Origin of the sequence: Shewanella sp. Arc9-LZ, assembly GCF_010092445.1 — a bacterium.
GTDB lineage: Bacteria > Pseudomonadota > Gammaproteobacteria > Enterobacterales > Shewanellaceae > Shewanella.
Genome location: NZ_CP048031.1, coordinates 2,184,901 through 2,202,668, shown reverse-complemented (window position 1 = coordinate 2,202,668; position 17,768 = coordinate 2,184,901). Strand labels below are relative to the sequence as shown.

The 17,768-nt window shown below is 41.5% G+C and carries 13 protein-coding genes; 5 read left to right on the top strand and 8 right to left on the bottom strand.

Going from position 1 to position 17,768, the window contains the following annotated elements:
• Window positions 1-13: 13 nt before the first annotated feature.
• The 5 genes from GUY17_RS09520 to GUY17_RS09500 all read right to left on the bottom strand — a co-directional run bounded on the left by GUY17_RS09520 (window position 14) and on the right by GUY17_RS09500 (window position 8,196).
• A complete protein-coding gene (locus GUY17_RS09520) occupies window positions 14-1,594 on the bottom strand; it encodes a BCCT family transporter (protein WP_162022983.1) in 1,581 nt (526 codons plus the stop codon).
• 551 nt (window positions 1,595-2,145) lie between these two features.
• Window positions 2,146-3,693: a methyl-accepting chemotaxis protein gene (locus GUY17_RS21290; protein ID WP_162022982.1), complete on the bottom strand. Its 1,548-nt coding sequence runs from the start codon at window positions 3,691-3,693 to the stop codon at window positions 2,146-2,148.
• Between the two features lie 695 nt (window positions 3,694-4,388).
• Window positions 4,389-6,071 carry an AarF/ABC1/UbiB kinase family protein gene (locus GUY17_RS09510; RefSeq protein WP_162022981.1) on the bottom strand — a complete coding sequence of 561 codons (1,683 nt, stop codon included), beginning with the start codon at window positions 6,069-6,071 and terminating at the stop codon, window positions 4,389-4,391.
• Between the two features lie 10 nt (window positions 6,072-6,081).
• The gene (locus GUY17_RS09505) at window positions 6,082-6,768 is read right to left on the bottom strand and encodes a DUF6781 family protein (protein WP_162022980.1); all 687 of its coding nucleotides are present in this window, start codon (window positions 6,766-6,768) and stop codon (window positions 6,082-6,084) included.
• Between the two features lie 546 nt (window positions 6,769-7,314).
• Window positions 7,315-8,196, bottom strand: a complete 882-nt coding sequence (locus tag GUY17_RS09500) for a LysR family transcriptional regulator (RefSeq protein WP_101088464.1) — start codon at window positions 8,194-8,196, stop codon at window positions 7,315-7,317.
• 157 nt (window positions 8,197-8,353) lie between these two features.
• On the opposite strand from GUY17_RS09500, the gene GUY17_RS09495 reads away from it, so the two are divergent.
• Complete coding sequence (locus tag GUY17_RS09495) at window positions 8,354-8,974, top strand: glutathione S-transferase family protein (protein WP_162022979.1); 621 nt, start codon at window positions 8,354-8,356, stop codon at window positions 8,972-8,974.
• 131 nt (window positions 8,975-9,105) lie between these two features.
• Window positions 9,106-11,259, top strand: a complete 2,154-nt coding sequence (locus GUY17_RS09490) for a pyridoxamine 5'-phosphate oxidase family protein (protein WP_162022978.1) — start codon at window positions 9,106-9,108, stop codon at window positions 11,257-11,259.
• A 277-nt stretch (window positions 11,260-11,536) separates the two neighbouring features.
• Here the strand turns inward: GUY17_RS09490 and GUY17_RS09485 are convergent, their stop codons facing one another.
• Window positions 11,537-12,073 carry a peroxiredoxin-like family protein gene (locus GUY17_RS09485; RefSeq protein WP_162022977.1) on the bottom strand — a complete coding sequence of 179 codons (537 nt, stop codon included), beginning with the start codon at window positions 12,071-12,073 and terminating at the stop codon, window positions 11,537-11,539.
• Window positions 12,074-12,289: 216 nt separating this feature from the next.
• On the opposite strand from GUY17_RS09485, the gene GUY17_RS09480 reads away from it, so the two are divergent.
• On the top strand, window positions 12,290-12,898 hold the full coding sequence (locus tag GUY17_RS09480; RefSeq protein ID WP_101088468.1) for a TetR/AcrR family transcriptional regulator: 609 nt from the start codon (window positions 12,290-12,292) through the stop codon (window positions 12,896-12,898).
• Between the two features lie 510 nt (window positions 12,899-13,408).
• On the opposite strand, the gene GUY17_RS09475 is transcribed toward GUY17_RS09480, so the two are convergent.
• Complete coding sequence (locus GUY17_RS09475; protein WP_162022976.1) at window positions 13,409-14,194, bottom strand: PRC-barrel domain-containing protein; 786 nt, start codon at window positions 14,192-14,194, stop codon at window positions 13,409-13,411.
• A 173-nt stretch (window positions 14,195-14,367) separates the two neighbouring features.
• Here GUY17_RS09475 and GUY17_RS09470 point away from each other — a divergent pair, with 173 nt between their 5' ends.
• Together GUY17_RS09470 and GUY17_RS09465 are read left to right on the top strand one after the other, a co-directional pair.
• Complete coding sequence (locus GUY17_RS09470) at window positions 14,368-14,553, top strand: hypothetical protein (RefSeq protein ID WP_162022975.1); 186 nt, start codon at window positions 14,368-14,370, stop codon at window positions 14,551-14,553.
• A gap of 596 nt (window positions 14,554-15,149) precedes the next feature.
• Window positions 15,150-15,848, top strand: coding sequence for a Crp/Fnr family transcriptional regulator (locus tag GUY17_RS09465; protein WP_101088470.1), 699 nt, complete (start codon window positions 15,150-15,152; stop codon window positions 15,846-15,848).
• Window positions 15,849-16,350: 502 nt separating this feature from the next.
• Here the strand turns inward: GUY17_RS09465 and GUY17_RS09460 are convergent.
• Complete coding sequence (locus GUY17_RS09460; protein ID WP_162022974.1) at window positions 16,351-17,733, bottom strand: NAD-dependent succinate-semialdehyde dehydrogenase; 1,383 nt, start codon at window positions 17,731-17,733, stop codon at window positions 16,351-16,353.
• Between the last annotated feature and the right edge of the window lie 35 nt (window positions 17,734-17,768).

Here is a 17,768-nt window from a genome sequence, read left to right as displayed (position 1 = left end):
TAGCAAATAAAAACTAGTTTTTATTATGTTTTTCAGTGCGCATGCCCATCAACAAACTGACACACATTACCAATAAAATAATGGTAAAGGGTAAGGCCGTCGAAATGGCACCTGCTTGTAATGCCTCAATCGCCTGAGTGCCACCAACCCAGAGTAATACCGCTGCGATAGCACCCTCAATTGTAGCCCAAAAAATACGTTGTGGGATCGGCGCATCAATTTTACCACCGGCAGTAATACTGTCTATCACCAACGACCCGGAATCGGAAGAGGTAATAAAGAAAACCAGTACCAGTAGCACAGCTATCATTGATAAAATATTGCCTAATGGCAGTACATCAAACATCTGGAACATAGCAAGCGGAACGTCCGTTAGCCCTTCACTGCCTAATATGCCGACTTCATTGACAACTTGGTCAATAGCGACACCACCAAATACTGACATCCATAAGATAGTCACTGATGTTGGTATAATTAATACTGCGGTAAGAAATTCACGTACCGTACGGCCACGAGAAATACGAGCAATAAACATACCCACAAATGGAGACCATGAAATCCACCATGCCCAATAAAACACGGTCCAGCCGTGCATCCAAGCTTCATCTTCACGACCAATTGGATTACTCAAGGGAATGATATTCTTAACATAACCCATTACTGTGGTCGGAATAGTGCCCATAGAAACAGCAGCGGTCACAAGCGCAACAAAGACAACTAAAACAACAGCAAGTAACATATTGACGTTACTGATTACTTTAACACCACCTTCAAGCCCGCGTACCACAGAGACAACAGCCAGCATGGTCACTATAACAATAATAGTGATTTGCAAGGATAGGTCACCTTCAATACCAAACACGTGCTGGAAACCACCCGCAGCTTGTTGAGCACCTAAACCGAGTGATGTTGCCAAACCAAATAATGTGGCGATTACAGCTAAAACATCAATCACATGTCCGGGCCAACCCCAGGTACGGTCGCCTAATATAGGATAAAAAGCAGAACGTATGGAAAGCGGTAAGCCTTTGTTGTACGCGAAGAAAGATAACGATAAGGCGACTACGCCATAAACCGCCCAAGGGTGTAATCCCCAATGGAACATAGTTGCACCCAGTGCAAGCTCTGCTGCTGCCGGGGTATTGGCGACCACATTCAGTGGTGTTTCATACCAGCCGGTGTAATACGCTAACGGTTCTGCAACGCCCCAAAACATCAAACCAATACCCATACCTGCAGCAAAAAGCATCGCTATCCAGGAAAGTCTTGAATGATCGGCTTTTGCGCCGTCACCACCTAGGCGAATTTTACCATAAGGTGAAACAATTAATGCCAGACAGAAGATCACAAATAGATTCATAGACCACATAAAGAGGCCGTCAAATGCACTTATTATCTGCCATTTCATACCATCTAAAAATTCTTTTGATGTTGCCGGGTCGATAATTAAAATGGCAATTAAAAAAATAGCGATTAAGCCTGCACTCGTTCCAAATACAGGGTTATGTATATCAAAACCCCATTTTTGAATGTTATCTTGCCCGACAGTATAATCGGAGTTATCTATACTGTATTTGTCCTTATTTATCTTCATAAAACCTCAATTAGAGCCGCCTTGCCCTATTAAATTGATACTCGATTGCATCTTCAGGCAAAGATTTTAACAAAATCGGCTCGTGATTTCAGGCTTATTTCAAAATCAGGTTAATTTAAAAATAAAAAACATATAAATAATCATATATTTATATATCACATTCTGTATTTTCGCTTCACCAAACACGAACATAAATAACAGCTATTAACAGGCTAATTTTGCGATCACTTTTGTTGCAGTTTTTAGCCTTAAACAGAAAAGCCTAAATATTTAACTAAGCTAGCCTTTAAAGACTAATAAGTTAAAGATAATGTTTTTACCGATATGAATAAACGGTATGTTTATGGGCGGTTTCTACAAGGTAATAATTTTAGCTTACTTGATTTTTTTACGCTGCTAATGTTGATTGTTAATAACGCACAACAAGTGAATTTAGATTGCTGTTCATGTTGGAACTTAGTCAATGAATGAAAAACATGATTCCCCTGTGTTAAGTTTCGTTGGCAACATACTCATAAAATCATAAAAATTAGCCGGATAGAGCTCATTATTTATGACTCTTCGGCCTTGTAACCAATTCTAAATCCTCCCCAATGTTTGCCGTTAACGTAAATTGGTGCAGAGAGATCATGCATCACCTCACCGGTATCACGCTTATATGTTTGCAGTAAAAAACTTTCAGTATTGTTGCCGCATCGCTTTCCTGTAGGGTCATTAAAAATGCGTTTGGTGCGATTACCAGCAAGATCTTGCTCCCGGTTTCCGCTTAAAGGCTGAGAAAATTTGATATTGTGGGTAGGGAAATACCCTCTTACATCTACAGCTCCGGCATAAATAATATCAGTATTATTTTTTAAAATGGCCTCTTGAATATTAGGTAAATTGGAGTCTGTAAAACGGTCAAAACCAGTGGTAAATTTTTGAGGGTCGGTTTTAGGGATTGGCTGGTAATTTGAGTCAAATAATTGGGCTTGTGTGAGTGAACCTTTTAACAGAGCATTTTCAAAAATCGCTCCGACATCAGCCGCAGCATTGAGTGCGACATTAGCGATAATTGCGTGTTTATCCGATAAATCGAAACTTTGTAAATGACGAAATATCTGTTCGGCAAAGCCACTGAGCTCAAGAACTCGATCTGAAGCTTCTATTAAATCGGTATCAACTTTGAGTATAGAGGCCCCTATTCCTTCAATATTGGCACCTATGCCATTGGTGTTATCAACGGTAAAACCTACAGTTTGATCCATTTGCAGCATTTCGCTTGCTGCATCGGCCATGCTTTCTTGGCTTGCTTTTGTAAGAATATAAATCTCATTCATACGCTGAGAGAGTTTTCCCCCCATGTCACTGACTCGTTGCATTGCTTGTACAGATTGAATGCTATTTTCACCAATTTTTGACAGCAATGATTCTATACCTTGCGTTGCTTCAGCCGTTTTATGTGCCAGATTACGAACTTCATCGGCAACCACGGCAAATCCTCTGCCTTGTTCACCAGCTCTAGCCGCTTCAATTGCAGCATTGAGTGCCAACATATTGGTTTGATCAGATAGTTTATTAATAGTGTCGGTGATACTGCTTATAGCGTTTGCTTTGTTGTTAAGTTCTATTAATAACACTGCAGTTGATTCAATTTCAGTAGACAAGCTGCGTTGTTGTTCATCAACTTGTTTTATTTCTTTGGCGTAGCTTGAAGCTTGGGTATTTGCCTCTTCAACCAGTAAACGTACTTTGGCTGATTGGCCTAACAGTTGTTGAGCACCTTGCTCTAAATTACCCGCACGCTCTGATATTTCTTGAACATGCTTAACTTGCAAACCCATTGCATGTGCTAGGTTTTCAATAAAAAATGACACTTCAGCCCCACCAATAGCAATTCGAGTGGCGGCTTTGCTGATACCACTCGCAACATGCTCATCTTGTTGAGATGACTCAAGGATTTCTGGGCTTATTTGTTTTTTGTGGGTAAGCAGTAGCGTGGCTACGGACGCGAGTGCGATCAATAATGCATACAGCCAAGGAGGTAAGGTTAAATAACTCAGCAGTACAGTGATGGCAAATACCACTAAACCATTAATCAAAATCATTCTATTTAGCATGAATACTCCAATCCATTTTTACTCAGATTAGCACTCTCTATGTCATTGTTGGCTATCGACTTTGGTCTAAGCGTTAATCGTCATCTCAACCGATGCGTTTAAACCGTATCAATGACGTAATCGAGCCATTGCATGATCTTGTTATTGCACATTATTTTCATAGATTGTTTTTCAACAAGCATTGCGTGACCGATTCAAGTATTTGAGTGAAGTTTACCGATGCAACAATTTGACATAACAGTCAGTACTAATACCTAAAGCAGCACGAATGAAACGTTTTTTGTTATCAATAGATCACATAAATAGCATGTCGATTTACCGCAAAAAAACCAACGATTAGTTAAGAAAAAGTCTCTTCACATTTGAATTAGATAAAGCGTTAGTGACTACATCAATTAAGTACAAATGTAGTTTATAGATTTTAAACGTCAGATTTTACACGTTAGGCGTTAGGCAGCATTGAGTGTTTGCAACTTCTTGTCACCTTTTAGACTAAATGGTCTGATTATTCAGCTTGTTTTTGGAAGAAATGGTTATGTTGTACACTGAATCAATGGAGCAGTTACTCATGTCGTACAAAATAGCAAAGGTAATATGATTTACTCTTATCGAGGTCTATTTTTAATGCTTTGGCACTGCAAAGCTACATAAAATTTATGCAGCCTCATGTTTATTATTGATGTAGTGATAATTTGCTACTTCCAGCGCCCGCTTGACCAAATAGAGAATAACAACCAAATCCCACCGACGGCAGCACTCAGAAATCCAAGTATGCCAAATAACGGCAAACCAAATAAAGTTGGTCCTCCATCAACTGTCATCACAATAGACGATCCAATAATCATAGCCGCTACCACATTGCCAATGGCAACTCGACTAGCAGCCCGGTCAAGTTGATTGCCAAAGGCTTTTAGTCTTGTGACATCAATATGCAGCTGAAATCTACCGCTACGGGCTGAACGTAAAAGTTGTTGTAAGTCTTGCGGTAATCCACTTAACAATTCACCAGTATCGACAATGGCTTGCCAACCTCTTTTAGCCAATGCGTCTGGTGCGTATCGTTGTAACATTAACTGGTGTAATAATGGTTTTGCTTCAGACACCATATTAAAGTCAGGATCTAATTGCAGGGCAACACCTTCAAGCGCAATTAATGCTTTGATCAATATAATAATATCAGGAGGTAAGCTGAGGCCATATTCTCTAAGCAGTGATATCAGTTCAGTCAACATCATGCTCAAATGGAAGCTTTTTAACGAAACGCCATGATACTTATCAACAAATTCTTCTACTTCAAAAGTAAGATTCTCACTATTGAGCGGAGGATCGCCAGCCCAAGTCAGTAATACATCAACAACACGAGAAGCATCCAATTCAACCATGCTATGTAAAAGTTGCACCACTTGATGGCGGCGTTCGAAAGACAATCGTCCCACCATGCCAAAGTCAATAAATGCGATTCGATTTTCAGGCAGATAAAAAATATTACCTTGATGGGGATCCGCATGATAAAAACCATCAATTAAAATCATTTTCAACGCAGCTTGACCACCATACTTAGCTAACAGCTTCCTATCTAATCCAGCCTGCTCCACTGCTGCTATATTCCGTCCAGAAATACCATCAATAAACTGTTGAACATTGACGCGTTCACTGCACCACGACCAATACACTTTTGGAATAACGATGTTAGGGTTACTTTTGAAATTGTTTGCCACCCTTCCAGCATTACGACACTCGGCCAATAAATCCAGTTCCCGCCTTAGAGAATGGGTAAATTGACGGACCACCTCACGAGGCCTAAAACGGCGTAGTGTCGGTGACTCTGACTCCATCACCTCTGCAATACGGGCAAGTAAACGTAGATCAGCTTCCATAACAGGTCTTATGCCTGGCCTGCGAACCTTAATAATGACTTCAGCACCATCGTGTAGGCGAGCCCGATGAACTTGGGCAATCGATGCGGCAGCAAAAGGGGTTGGATTAAATTCGGCAAAAGCCTGTTGCGGACTACAACCTAAGTCTTCCTGTAACTGTTTACAGATTAATTCAAATGATACCGGCGGCGCATGATTCTGCAATTTTTCAAATTCAGCAGTCCACTCTGGTGGAAATAGGTCTGAACGCGTAGCAAGGATCTGTCCTAGTTTGATAAAGGTTGGTCCCATTTCTGCTAGTGCATGGCAAAACCTAACCGGTGATTCTAACTGGGTTATTTCAGCTGCATGCTTCCAATGCAGAGCCTTACCGGCGACATTAAACACATTAGCAAGGCCAAGCCTGCGCAACACATCGCCGAAGCCATAACGAATTAAAACCGAAGCAAGCTCATTCAGTCGGCCAATATCTCGCGCGGTACCTAACGTTTCCCAAAGCATGCTTCACCCATTATTGACTCTTATTTGAGTTGGAATTAGATGTTGATTTCTCATTCAATTTTTGTGCAAAAGCATCAAGAAAACCTGCTGCCGCATAAGCGAGGTTACGGGTTACTTTAGCTGCAGAATCGACTCCAGCTGCCACCGTGTCGCTTAACCGCTCAGTTAATTGTTGGTTTAATAATGTAGAAACTTCAGTTACTTTCTGGCCGACGGCGGTGCCGCTTACTCGACCATGACGAGCCAAATCATTTAAAGTAACGGATACCGCCTCATTAGCCTCTTTTGCCACGTCTTTTAACGTCTCTAAATACATAGCTTCAAGTTCACTAAGGTCATTAAGGGTGCGCTGTAAATCTTGTTTACTAAAGGTGTTAACATGCGAACTGGCTTCTTCAACAGCTAATTTGGATGCCTCTACGGCAGAACATAAGGCATCCTCAAGCCCAGCAACCGCCTTAGTGAGCTGGTGGGTTTGACCATCACGACTATGAATAACTGCACCTAAACCGGCACCTTTAATCACGCAGCGTGCAATCTGTGAGAGCTCATTGAGGTCTAATTTTCCTTCACTCAATGCTTTAAGAGTAATGCACCGAACGGTGTCCCGAATATCCTTATCTGCCTCAACAGCCTCTTTAATGTCTCCTTCGAGATTGTCACGATGTTTATTGGTATCACTTTTAGCTTTACTCATATTGATTCACCTATAAAACGTCAGGCTGCTAGAACAATCCAAACATTATCGGTCTATTAATGATGCTATTTTACCTTTTTGCTAACCCACCTTGGCTAAGTAGAGCTAAAAGAATCTGATACATAACAGCAAATAAAAATAACACTTACCTAATAAATCTAAGTCAAATGTACTAATGAAACCTTGATGCACCTCAAAGATGTCGTAAATAACGGACAATAATCACACAACCCTGAAACCTCACTTTTTTAAATATTTATATTTATGTGAATGTTAAAAATCTAAATCCACTAAATGTCCGAAGCGGTCGAGAAGACGAACTGGAGTATTTTAAAATTAGCAACAATTCAAATATTTACTATTGCGTTGAGTGGCCGTTAAGCGATTGGATTGTAAGATATTTTTAATAGAGCCAATTATGATACTCAGTTGAATTAAACTGAGTTCTAAGTGTATCAATGACCTCATCGACATATCGAATAACATCATCAATGAAGGTTTAATGGTCAATAGCCCTAAGCTGATACGATATTATTTTAGATAAAATTATCCTAACGCCGTTACTAAGTGATCTATCAATTTTCTAATCCGAGCTGTTAAATGACGTGCAGAAGGATATACAGCGTATAAGTTAAATACGCTAACCATCTTATCGTCAAACAACAATACCAACTCACCACTTTTAAGAAAGGGTTCAACGGTGTACAGCGGACAACGACCAATACCTAAACCTCCAACGGCCATATGCGCGACCGCCCGAGGCGAATTTGCCGTAAAAGACCCATTTACCCGATATTTTTGTTCTGTGCCAGCAACCGTAAAGGCCCAATGCTCCGGATCTGCTGACGATGATTGTAATAAACAATTATGTGTTGATAAATCGCTAGGATGTAATGGTTCACCATGTGTATTGATATATTCCGGTGATGCAAACACCACTAATCGCATAGTAAGCAACTTACGAGCAATAAGCGTAGAATTTTGCAGTGGACCAAAACGAATGGCGAGATCAAAACCTTCGTCAAGTATATCGACATGCTGATCGGACAGATGCAGATTGATAGACACTTTAGGGTGTGCAATTTGAAAAGGTCGAATCGCTTCTACCAATTCCCTTGACCCAAATCCTGTTGGCGCAGTAATACGAATAGGCCCCGCAAGTTCGGATTGACGCTCTTGAACTAAACCTTCTAACTCATCAAATTGATCAATTATAAACACGCAGCGTTCAAAATACGCGAGTCCTGTATCACTCAATGTGACACGTCTAGTTGTCCGATGAATAAGTTGCGCACCTAAACGGGCCTCTAACTGTCGCACATGCTTGCTGGCCAAATTGGTACTAATACCTAGCTGTTTTGCCCCCGCCGTAAACGATTTTTGCCCCGCGACCGCAACAAAAATACGCATACTATCAATCGTATCCATAGATGATCCTCACATGAGTAATGACCATTAATAACAGCCATTAATATTATATCCATAATAGAGATAATGTTTCAATAAAACAGGTCATTGTATTTATGCCGTGTGAACTTTATTCTTTTCTCACGCACAAATCATTCAACCCTTAAAGGAACACATCATGTCTAATGCCATTAAAATTCACAGTTTCCCACTTTCAGGTCATGCTCATCGCGTGCAGCTATTTGCGAGTGTCGCGGGGATTGCGCACAACATTATCCACGTAGATCTTCCTGCTGGGGAGCATAAACAAGCACCGTTTCTTACCCTTAACCCTTTGGGTTTGGTCCCTGTTATTGAAGACGGTGATGCAGTTGTTCACGACTCAATTTCAATCCTCATTTATCTGGCGCGTAAATATGCGCCTTCGTTTATCCCTCAAGATCTGCAACATGAAGCAGAAATGCATCGTTTTCTTGCGATGTCAGCGGGCGAAATCTCTTATGGCGTAGGCGCAGCGAGATTAATTAATATTTTCAATTCACCATCAGATCCGGTGTTTGCTAAAGCCACAGCAGAAAAAGCGTTAACAAAATTAGAAGCACAACTTATCGACCAAGATTATTTGGTCGCAAATAAAATCAGCTTAGCTGACTTTGCTATATACAGTTACGTTGCTCATGCACCTGAAGGCGATGTGTCATTAGCACCTTACCCAAATGTACGTCGCTGGTTAACAAACATTGAAGGGTTGAGAGGATTTGTTGCTATGCCAGCAACCAAAGCTGGATTAGTAGCATAAGACGACTAGCTCTTGGCAGCTCGCACATCCACTGCGGATTTTTGGTACCGATGAATTTGTGAGCCAGTCGTAGGGCCTGTTGATTTATTCAATATCCAGTGCCACCGAAATCCCGCTAAGAGATGCCTATTATGCAAAACCAAACTCGCGATAAGACCCATCAAAAATCAGTTTTATCGCCATTTCATCCTGGTGAACAGAATATTCAGGATCGTGTTGGTAAACGCGCTGTGATGGAGAGTTTTGGACAACGCGCAATACGTCCATACATTCCAGAACAACATCGTGAGTTTTATCAACAACTGCCCTTTATTGTTGCTGGCAGTGTTGACCAACAAGGTTGGCCTTGGGCATCGATACTTTCGGGATATCCAGGATTTATAACATCACCAGACTCAACAACATTAACGATTAACGCATCGGCAATAGCTGGAGACCCTATCGCGCCACAACTAAGAAATGATGGTAGTCCTTTAGGGTTACTTGGTATTGAAATGCACTCTCGTCGTCGTAATCGTGTAAATGGCCGGGTTCATAAAATCAGTCCTACTCATTTTTCAATATCTGTCGATCAATCTTTTGGCAATTGTCCGCAATATATACAAAGCCGCAGTATTCAATTTAATAAACAATCTCACGTCACTAATCCGGCCTCTAACATAGAAGAATTTACGGTATTGAGTCATTATGTTAGTAAGATAATCCGTGATGCTGATACCTTTTTTGTGTCCAGTTATGTGCCAGCTAAAGAACACCCAGAACATGAAGGTGTCGACATTTCACACCGTGGAGGACGGCCTGGTTTTGTAAAAGTAGACGGCAATACACTGACTATTCCTGATTATTCAGGCAACAATTTTTTTAACACTCTCGGTAACTTTTTGGTTAACCCTAAAGCAGGCTTGATATTTATCGACTTTTCGACTGGTGACTTATTTATGTTAACCGGCACTGTCGAATTATTATGGGAAGACACTCCAGAAGTCAGCGCTTTTAAAGGTGCTGAACGAGCATGGCGTTTCACTCTCAGCCACGGAGTGACATTAAGGAATGCACTACCCTTTCGCGCATCGTTTACTGCGTATTCACCAAATACTTTAATGGCTGGTGATTGGGAACAAGCACATGCTTCACTGGCAGCTGAAGCCACAAGAGAATCGTGGTTATCTTATACAGTCAAACGTATTGAAAATGAGAGTAGTGTTATTCGTTCATTTTATGTAGAACCAAAAGACAACACCCCGTTAGTGTCTTCAAAAGCGGGGCAGTTTTTAACGGTGCGCCTTACCCCACCCAATGCAAACACAGCCGTGATAAGAACTTATACCGTATCATCAACACCAGACGACATGTATTACCGCATTTCAGTTAAACGAGAAGCTAATGGCACTATTTCGCAATGCTTACACGATAATGTGCGCGTCGGCGATGTTATTGAAGCTAAAGCTCCTTCGGGTAATTTTTATATTGATGCAGCAGAAAAGCGCCCGGCCGTATTAATCGGCGCAGGCGTAGGGATTACGCCGATGATTGCGATGACCTCGCATATCCTAAATGAAGCTGAGCGTACCCGTCATTTAAGACCATTGACCATATTACACGCCGCTAAAACGACCCAACAACGCGCTTTTACACAAAACTTCCGTGATGCTGAAATAAAATCTAATGGTAAAATTCGATACTATTCAATTATCACTCAACCTAGTGAGCAGGAAAAAATAGGCATTGATTTTAATGCAATCGACCACATTACCGCCGATACACTTCGGCAAATATTAGCACTAGACGATTATGATTTTTATTTATGTGGTCCACCTGCGTTTATGCAAGCACTCTATGATGAAATACGCAGTTTAGGGGTACGTGATGCACGTATTTTTACCGAAGCGTTTGGGCCTGCGGCACTTATTCGCCAAATCGATAATGAATCAATGTTACTTGAAGAAAAAATGTTACTTGAAGCAAAAAAGTCACTTGCAGCAGAAAACGAAGCCGATGAAGCCGTCATCAAATTTGTTAAGTCTGGTTTTGAACAAAGATGGAACGCAAATGATGCGACACTTTTAGAAACAGCAGAAAACCATGGGCTCACGCCTAACTTCAGTTGCCGTAACGGAACTTGCGGCACGTGCGCAGTAAGACTGCTAAAAGGATCAATCACTTATCGAACTAAGCCAGTGGTCACTCCAACCGAAGGTGAGGTATTGCTTTGTTGTGCGGTTCCTAAAAAACAATCATCACACAGCAATTTAAATGAAATAAGCATCGTCGAAATCGATTTATAAGCGTTGTAACACATAACGATACCGCCATTGATGAATGAACGTTATGAAAATAAAACCACAACGGCCTGCTTTCACCGCAGTATCCACTTGCCAAAAGATAGCACGCCATAATATACCGCTACAGCAACGGTATTATGGTGTGCTTCTGGTATTTGATTTCATTTGCTCACCTAAAGTCATGTACGAGGCAATAATATTACCTCTATTTAGGTGGCTAAAATACCATGTCACTACACAATTAGTTGCCGTACTTCTTCATGTAGAGGGCCATGATTTTTTATTTGTAGGTTCCTCTTATTGGGTAATTGTTTTGTGGATTACGGATAAAACCTAAACCCATAATCATTGACTTCAGCTCTGGGCGAGAGAAAGGAACATTCGATATATCAATAATTTGTGCCTGTTTTTTATCATTAATAATAAACAATCCGGGTTCGGCAAAAGGTCGGTCAGTTTCTTCCGGCGAGCGAGGATTTGAAATATACACCCCGATTTTTTGCATTTGTTCAATACTTAAGCCGTACGCCACATCAAATAAAGGCTTAACCAGCTCCATTTGAGCCATCGCTTTTTCTATGGGGTCGGCGGATACAGCTACAACATCAACACCTAACTTCTTGAATTCAGGCAACAGCTCGTTCAACGTCGATAGATATTGAGTACAAATGGGACAGTGCTTACCGCGATAAACAACCACCATGCGCCAATCGCAGCCCTCTGCCGGAACAGCCGTAAGATTAATTTCACCACCACCAAGCAGCGCTAGAGTGATGTCTGGAAAGGTTTGTCCTGCTACTAATTTAGATGAGTTCATGTTTATTCCAATGTTTTGTAGTGAATATTATAAAAACAAAATAATGCCAAGGTGTCAATATTTCATAGTGATCGTTACAAAATTATATTGCCAATATAGACAACTTCCTAGAGCATAATCATTACCTTACCGAGGTTAATGGGTTTTAATTAATTGAATTATGTATCAATTGATACTAAAATAAATCATTAAATCCACAGCGTTGAGGTATCCGATATGATTCAAAATAAGGCTGGTAGGCCACGCGCTTTTGATCGTAGCGAAGCGCTTTTGTCCGCCATGCATGTTTTCTGGAAACAAGGATATGATGCCGCCTCCATTAAAGATTTAACCCAAGCAATGGGTATTAACAGCCCTAGCCTTTACTCGGTTTTTGGTGACAAACGTAAACTCTATTTAGAAGCTATAAACTGCTACGCCACAATTGATGCATGCGCACCATTAGTAGCCTTTGAAACAGAACCCGATATTAACCAAGCTGTCCGCTCGTTCATGATTGCAGTGATTGATTACAGTACTGCAAATGGTAGCGGCGCAAAAGGCTGCTTTCTCAGCTCCAGCGTTGCCACAAGTGCTGGCGAGGTCGAAGGAGCACAAGAACTATTACAAAGAGCAGTATTAGATACCGATGCGCGATTATCGCGACGCTTTGAGCTAGAAAAAGCAAGAGGTGTTTTACCTGCCAATTTTCCATCATTAGCACGTGCAAAGCTTATGTTTGATATTCGACAGGGCTATGTATTTCGTGCCCGCGCGGGATTCGAATCAGAAAGTATGAAACAAGATGTCGAGTATAGAGTGCACATGATATTAGCAAGCCCTTGATTGTATCAAAACAAAATTGCCAGCCAATTTTAAGCAACAACCTAATCCAAAGCGCCTGCATGAATGTTTATCTTTCATTCATTAAAGTAAATCCAGCCACCATTTAAGCTTCATCGGAACGCTTAATTTAGTCGACACCTTTGAAGAGTATTTAAAGGTCTGTGTGTCTCAGGCCCGCGAGGTTCTTTGTGTAATGGTCTAATGAATCTGATGGGAGTCTTTCATCAACACAAAAAAGCTTCATCATGTCTGATAAAGCTTTATCGTTAAATGTTGAAAACAGATAGCTTGTTTTTATAAAGGGTACCCCTTGGGTTCAAAGTCATCGTCTTAAATATTAAATTAGTCTCCTAGTTTCAATTAATTGCAGCAATTTCAAGAAGAAAAACTGCAATGACCAACTGATATTGACTATATTTTCATATTGAAATAGATAACTTACTCCAAGAACACTTTTTAAACAAACAACCTAAACACGACAGCCAAACACCTCATAGAGAGGTAATAATGTTATCTATCATTATGGCCATAATGAGTATGCAGATTTTGCTCATGTTCAAGATCGAAAGGCACTGATGGATCGTATGTGGGAGCATCTTTCACTTGCTGCTGCGTCATATCAACATAAATTTTAGAGGTAGGCCAACTCACCTCTTTAATCGATTTTGGCGCAATCAAAACCAGATGACCCAACCACCAATTACTGGTGTTAATAATCAAATAACGAATAGCCCAAGTGTCGATATCTATTAACATACCTTGCAAATGACCCAATTCACCGTCTATGGCATCAAGGTGATAACCCGCCACGGCATGACTGCTGCGTAGATGATGATCATTATCCCGTGATAGTGCTGCCTCAACATCTGCGGACATCTCTGGGTTATCTAAGTTATCTGGCTTTGGCGCGACACTATAATAACCAGGTGCCATCATGTTTGGACTGGGCTCACTTCCCCAAATACCAGTGTTACCCCAGTATTGTGAGTAACCATAATATTCCATATGATCGACCTCATGCTGCCTAGAGACTGGTTTCTCGCTATCGATGTCAGGGCTGTTTTTTACCTGCTCTCTTGAGATTGTGACAGCAAGCGTCTTTTGTTCCTGATTAAATTCTTTGATTGATATGGGTGAAAGCAATATTTTTTTGCTTGATAACCAAGAACCCGTTTCGACTACCAAATATCTAATCACCCAATGCTTGTCATCAAAATAAAAATCTTTGGTTAATCCAATATCGCCATCAGAGGCGTGAATAGATAAATTTTGTAAATCATTCAATGTATGTAACATGATGTATTTGCTCCAGATTAAAGATGGCAAACAATAAATCATTGCTTTCCTAATAGAGTGGATGTCTATCAGCTTGCACCAAATTTTCTATTCAATCTGTTCGGTGTCGCACCGATGGAGCATGAATAATAGTTTAATCTAGAGTTATCTATAAACTTTTAAGGTGAACGAGCATGACTGACATAGAAAAATTAGAGTTAGCGGCCCATCGCAGCGATATCATCGAAGATGTCAACAATTTGATTGAGAAATATCGCGCTATTTTTGGATGGGATGTACCCGATATCGATGAAAAAGTGGCAAACAGATTAATTTTGGATGAAGTTCGTCAGGCGCTTGATGATATTCAAAATGATTAAATTGTAAATATCAGTCAAAGCGCTTCAACATGTGAGTTTAGGTCGACGAAAAAATCAGATGTTAAATGCATCTTGCATCAGACTGCACATAAACTTAAAGCACATAAACTTAACTAACTCCGGCGGCAAAAGCCGAATGTATAGCCACTAGAGAAATGGATCTTGCAATCACTTTTCTGCTCAGCCCTTTTATGCCATCCATCTTCACAAAACAGCAGCCTTAGCAGCTGACTTGCGGCCTAAACGTAATCGCTGTAGGCCGTTGTTTAGTCTCTTTCCTATGAGCGAAACGCAGCTTTGCAAAGGTCTTTTTACTATCTCCCCCCCCAACTAAATATCCTGTCGATGAGTATAAATACAACTCATAAATACAACTCAACATGCAATGCCTTTTGAACCAAAAATAATGGTTCCACTCGCCTGCTGTGATCGCAAATCACGCTAAACAAGGCATTTTAACCCTCTCGATTCAACAAACTCTGTTATATTGATAACAAGATTACTTAAATATTATGCAATATTGAATAAAATCAATAGCATAATAAAGATCATGGCGAGTAGTGAATGTCTCACTTTAATATATTGAAAGGTTATCAATGATTGACCCAAATGAGAACGCATTACTTAAAGCATTACCTGAAGCGACAAAACAGCGCTTATTTCCACAGTTAAAGATAATAAAACTGCCCTTAGGTAAAGTTATTTATGAAGCTGGTCAAAACCTTGAAAATGTCTATTTCCCCATTGATAGTATTGTCTCTTTACTGAATGTTCTCGAAGATGGCGCATCGGCAGAAATATCTGTTGTCGGCAATGAAGGTTTAGTGGGTATTGCCGTGTTTATGGGGGGAGAAAGCACCATAAATCGCGCCATAGTTCAAAGCGCAGGCCGAGCCTATAAATTGTCCGCATCGATATTGTTCGATGAATTTAACGACAATCAAAACCTTCGCGAACTGTTGTTACGTTACACTCAAGCACTGATGGCACAAATGGCGCAGACGGCAATATGTAACAGGCACCATTCTATCGACCAGCAACTTTGTCGTTGGCTGCTGCTATCACTTGATAGACTGGCTAGCAACAATCTCACAATGACCCAAGAGTTGATCGCCAACATGTTAGGCGTCAGACGAGAAGGCGTAACTGAAGCCGCCGGTAAACTGCAAAAACTTGGGGTAATCAACTATAAGCGCGGTCAAATTACCGTGACCAACAGACAAAAACTCGAAACGCTGTGCTGCGAATGTTATGCCGTGGTAAAAACAGAAACCGATAGACTAGAAACCTATTAACTAATCATCTAATAACTAATCATCTATTAACTAATCATCTATTAACTAAATTATCTATTAACTAAATTATCTATGCCAAGCTACCCCTCATTGGTGGCTTGACATGGTATATTTGGCCATCTTGTCGTTTATAACAAATCATCCCAAACATTAAAAACAATAACGTCATGCCCTTTCTATATCCTCCCAAGCAAGATTAATCGGCTTCACAGCTAGACGCTTAAAGTGCTATGAATTAATTTCATTCAAACTCAGCGCTGTGAAACCATAGCATTGTTAAACCATAGCATTGTCAAACCATAGCATTGTCAAACCATAGCATTGTTAAACCACAGCATTGTCAAACCATAGCCACCTAACCCATCGATTTAGTTAAACTCTCGATAACTATGCCGCTATCTTAGATAACTAAGCTCGTTCGCCATCTTATGCCGTTGCCATATAGGGTATTGCTTGTGAAATATTAATATTTTCAGTTTGCTAGCCCCTAGCTGTGCAACCGTTACACCGGTGCTGCCATCGAAATGGTGCGAACCAGCTTCTTATTAACGAACTGCTGAATGCCCATTTCGCCGAGTTCGCGGCCATAACCGGAATCTTTGACCCCGCCGAACGGAAGCGCGGCATCGGTCCAATCAATATTGTTGATGAACATCATACCGGTATCAATCTGACTGGCGACGCGTTTGCCACGAGCGGCATCTTCGGTAAACACAGATCCACCAAGTCCGAAGTCAGAATCGTTGGCAAGCGCTATGGCCGCGGCTTCGTCCTTGACCCGAAAAATCAACGCAACTGGGCCGAAGAACTCAGTGCGATAAGCAGGGTTGCCTGGCGCAATGTTGGTCAGTATCGTGGTCTGCATGAAAGAGCCCGGGCAGTCGATACGCTTGCCGCCCATTAACACCTTAGCACCATGGGCTACAGCATCATCGACCTGCTTCAAAATATTAACCAGAGCGGCTTCTTGCGACATCGGTCCCTTGGTCGTTGTTTCGTCCATCGGATCGCCAGGTTGCTGAAGTTCAAGCGCGGTTTGAAACTTTTCGATGAATTTGTCAGCAATCGAATCGAGCACAATAAAGCGTTTAGCAGCACAGCAGGTTTGTCCCTGGTTGTACATACGGCCCCAAACAGCCCAGGGAATAGTGTTGTCGAGATCAGCGTCATCAAGCACGATAAAGGCATCACTGCCACCGAGCTCCATCGACGAGGGTTTGAGGTTTTGCCCTGCTCGGGCGGCAACGCTTCTGCCAGCGGCAAAACCACCTGTCAGTGCCACGCCCTTGACGCGCGGGTCGTCGATAATCTGGTTAGACTGTTGGTGCGAAACCAGCAGATTTGTGTACAACCCCTCAGGTGCGCCCGCATCAATCAACAACTGCTCAAAGGCAATAGCACATTGGGGTACATTGCTGGCATGTTTCACCACCAAAACATTGCCCGCCATCAGTTGCGGGCCTGCGACACGAGCAAGTTGATAAAAGGGAAAGTTCCACGGCTCGACGCAGAAAATCACGCCTATCGGGCTGCTTTCCATATGGGCTTCGCCATGTTCCGGGTCAAGTTGCTCTGGAGCTAAAAACGCTTCTGCGTGGTCTGCATAATAGCTGAGGATTTTACCACTGAAATTGACTTCGCCACGGGCTTCATCAATTCGCTTGCCCATCTCCAGTGTTGCCAGCTTGGCATAGTCATCAGTATGCGCATGCAGAAGTTCTGCAGCCTTGGCCATAATAGCGGCGCGTTGCTTATAGCTGGTGTTTTTCCATGTCTGGTAACAGGCATGCGCAGTGGCAAGCTTGATCTCAAGCTGTGCATCACTGATTTCATCAAAGGTCTTCAATATTGTTCCGTTATTGGGATTAATGCTTTTGTAAGTCATAGTGAAATCCTGTTTCAATTTGGTCTTATGGACGC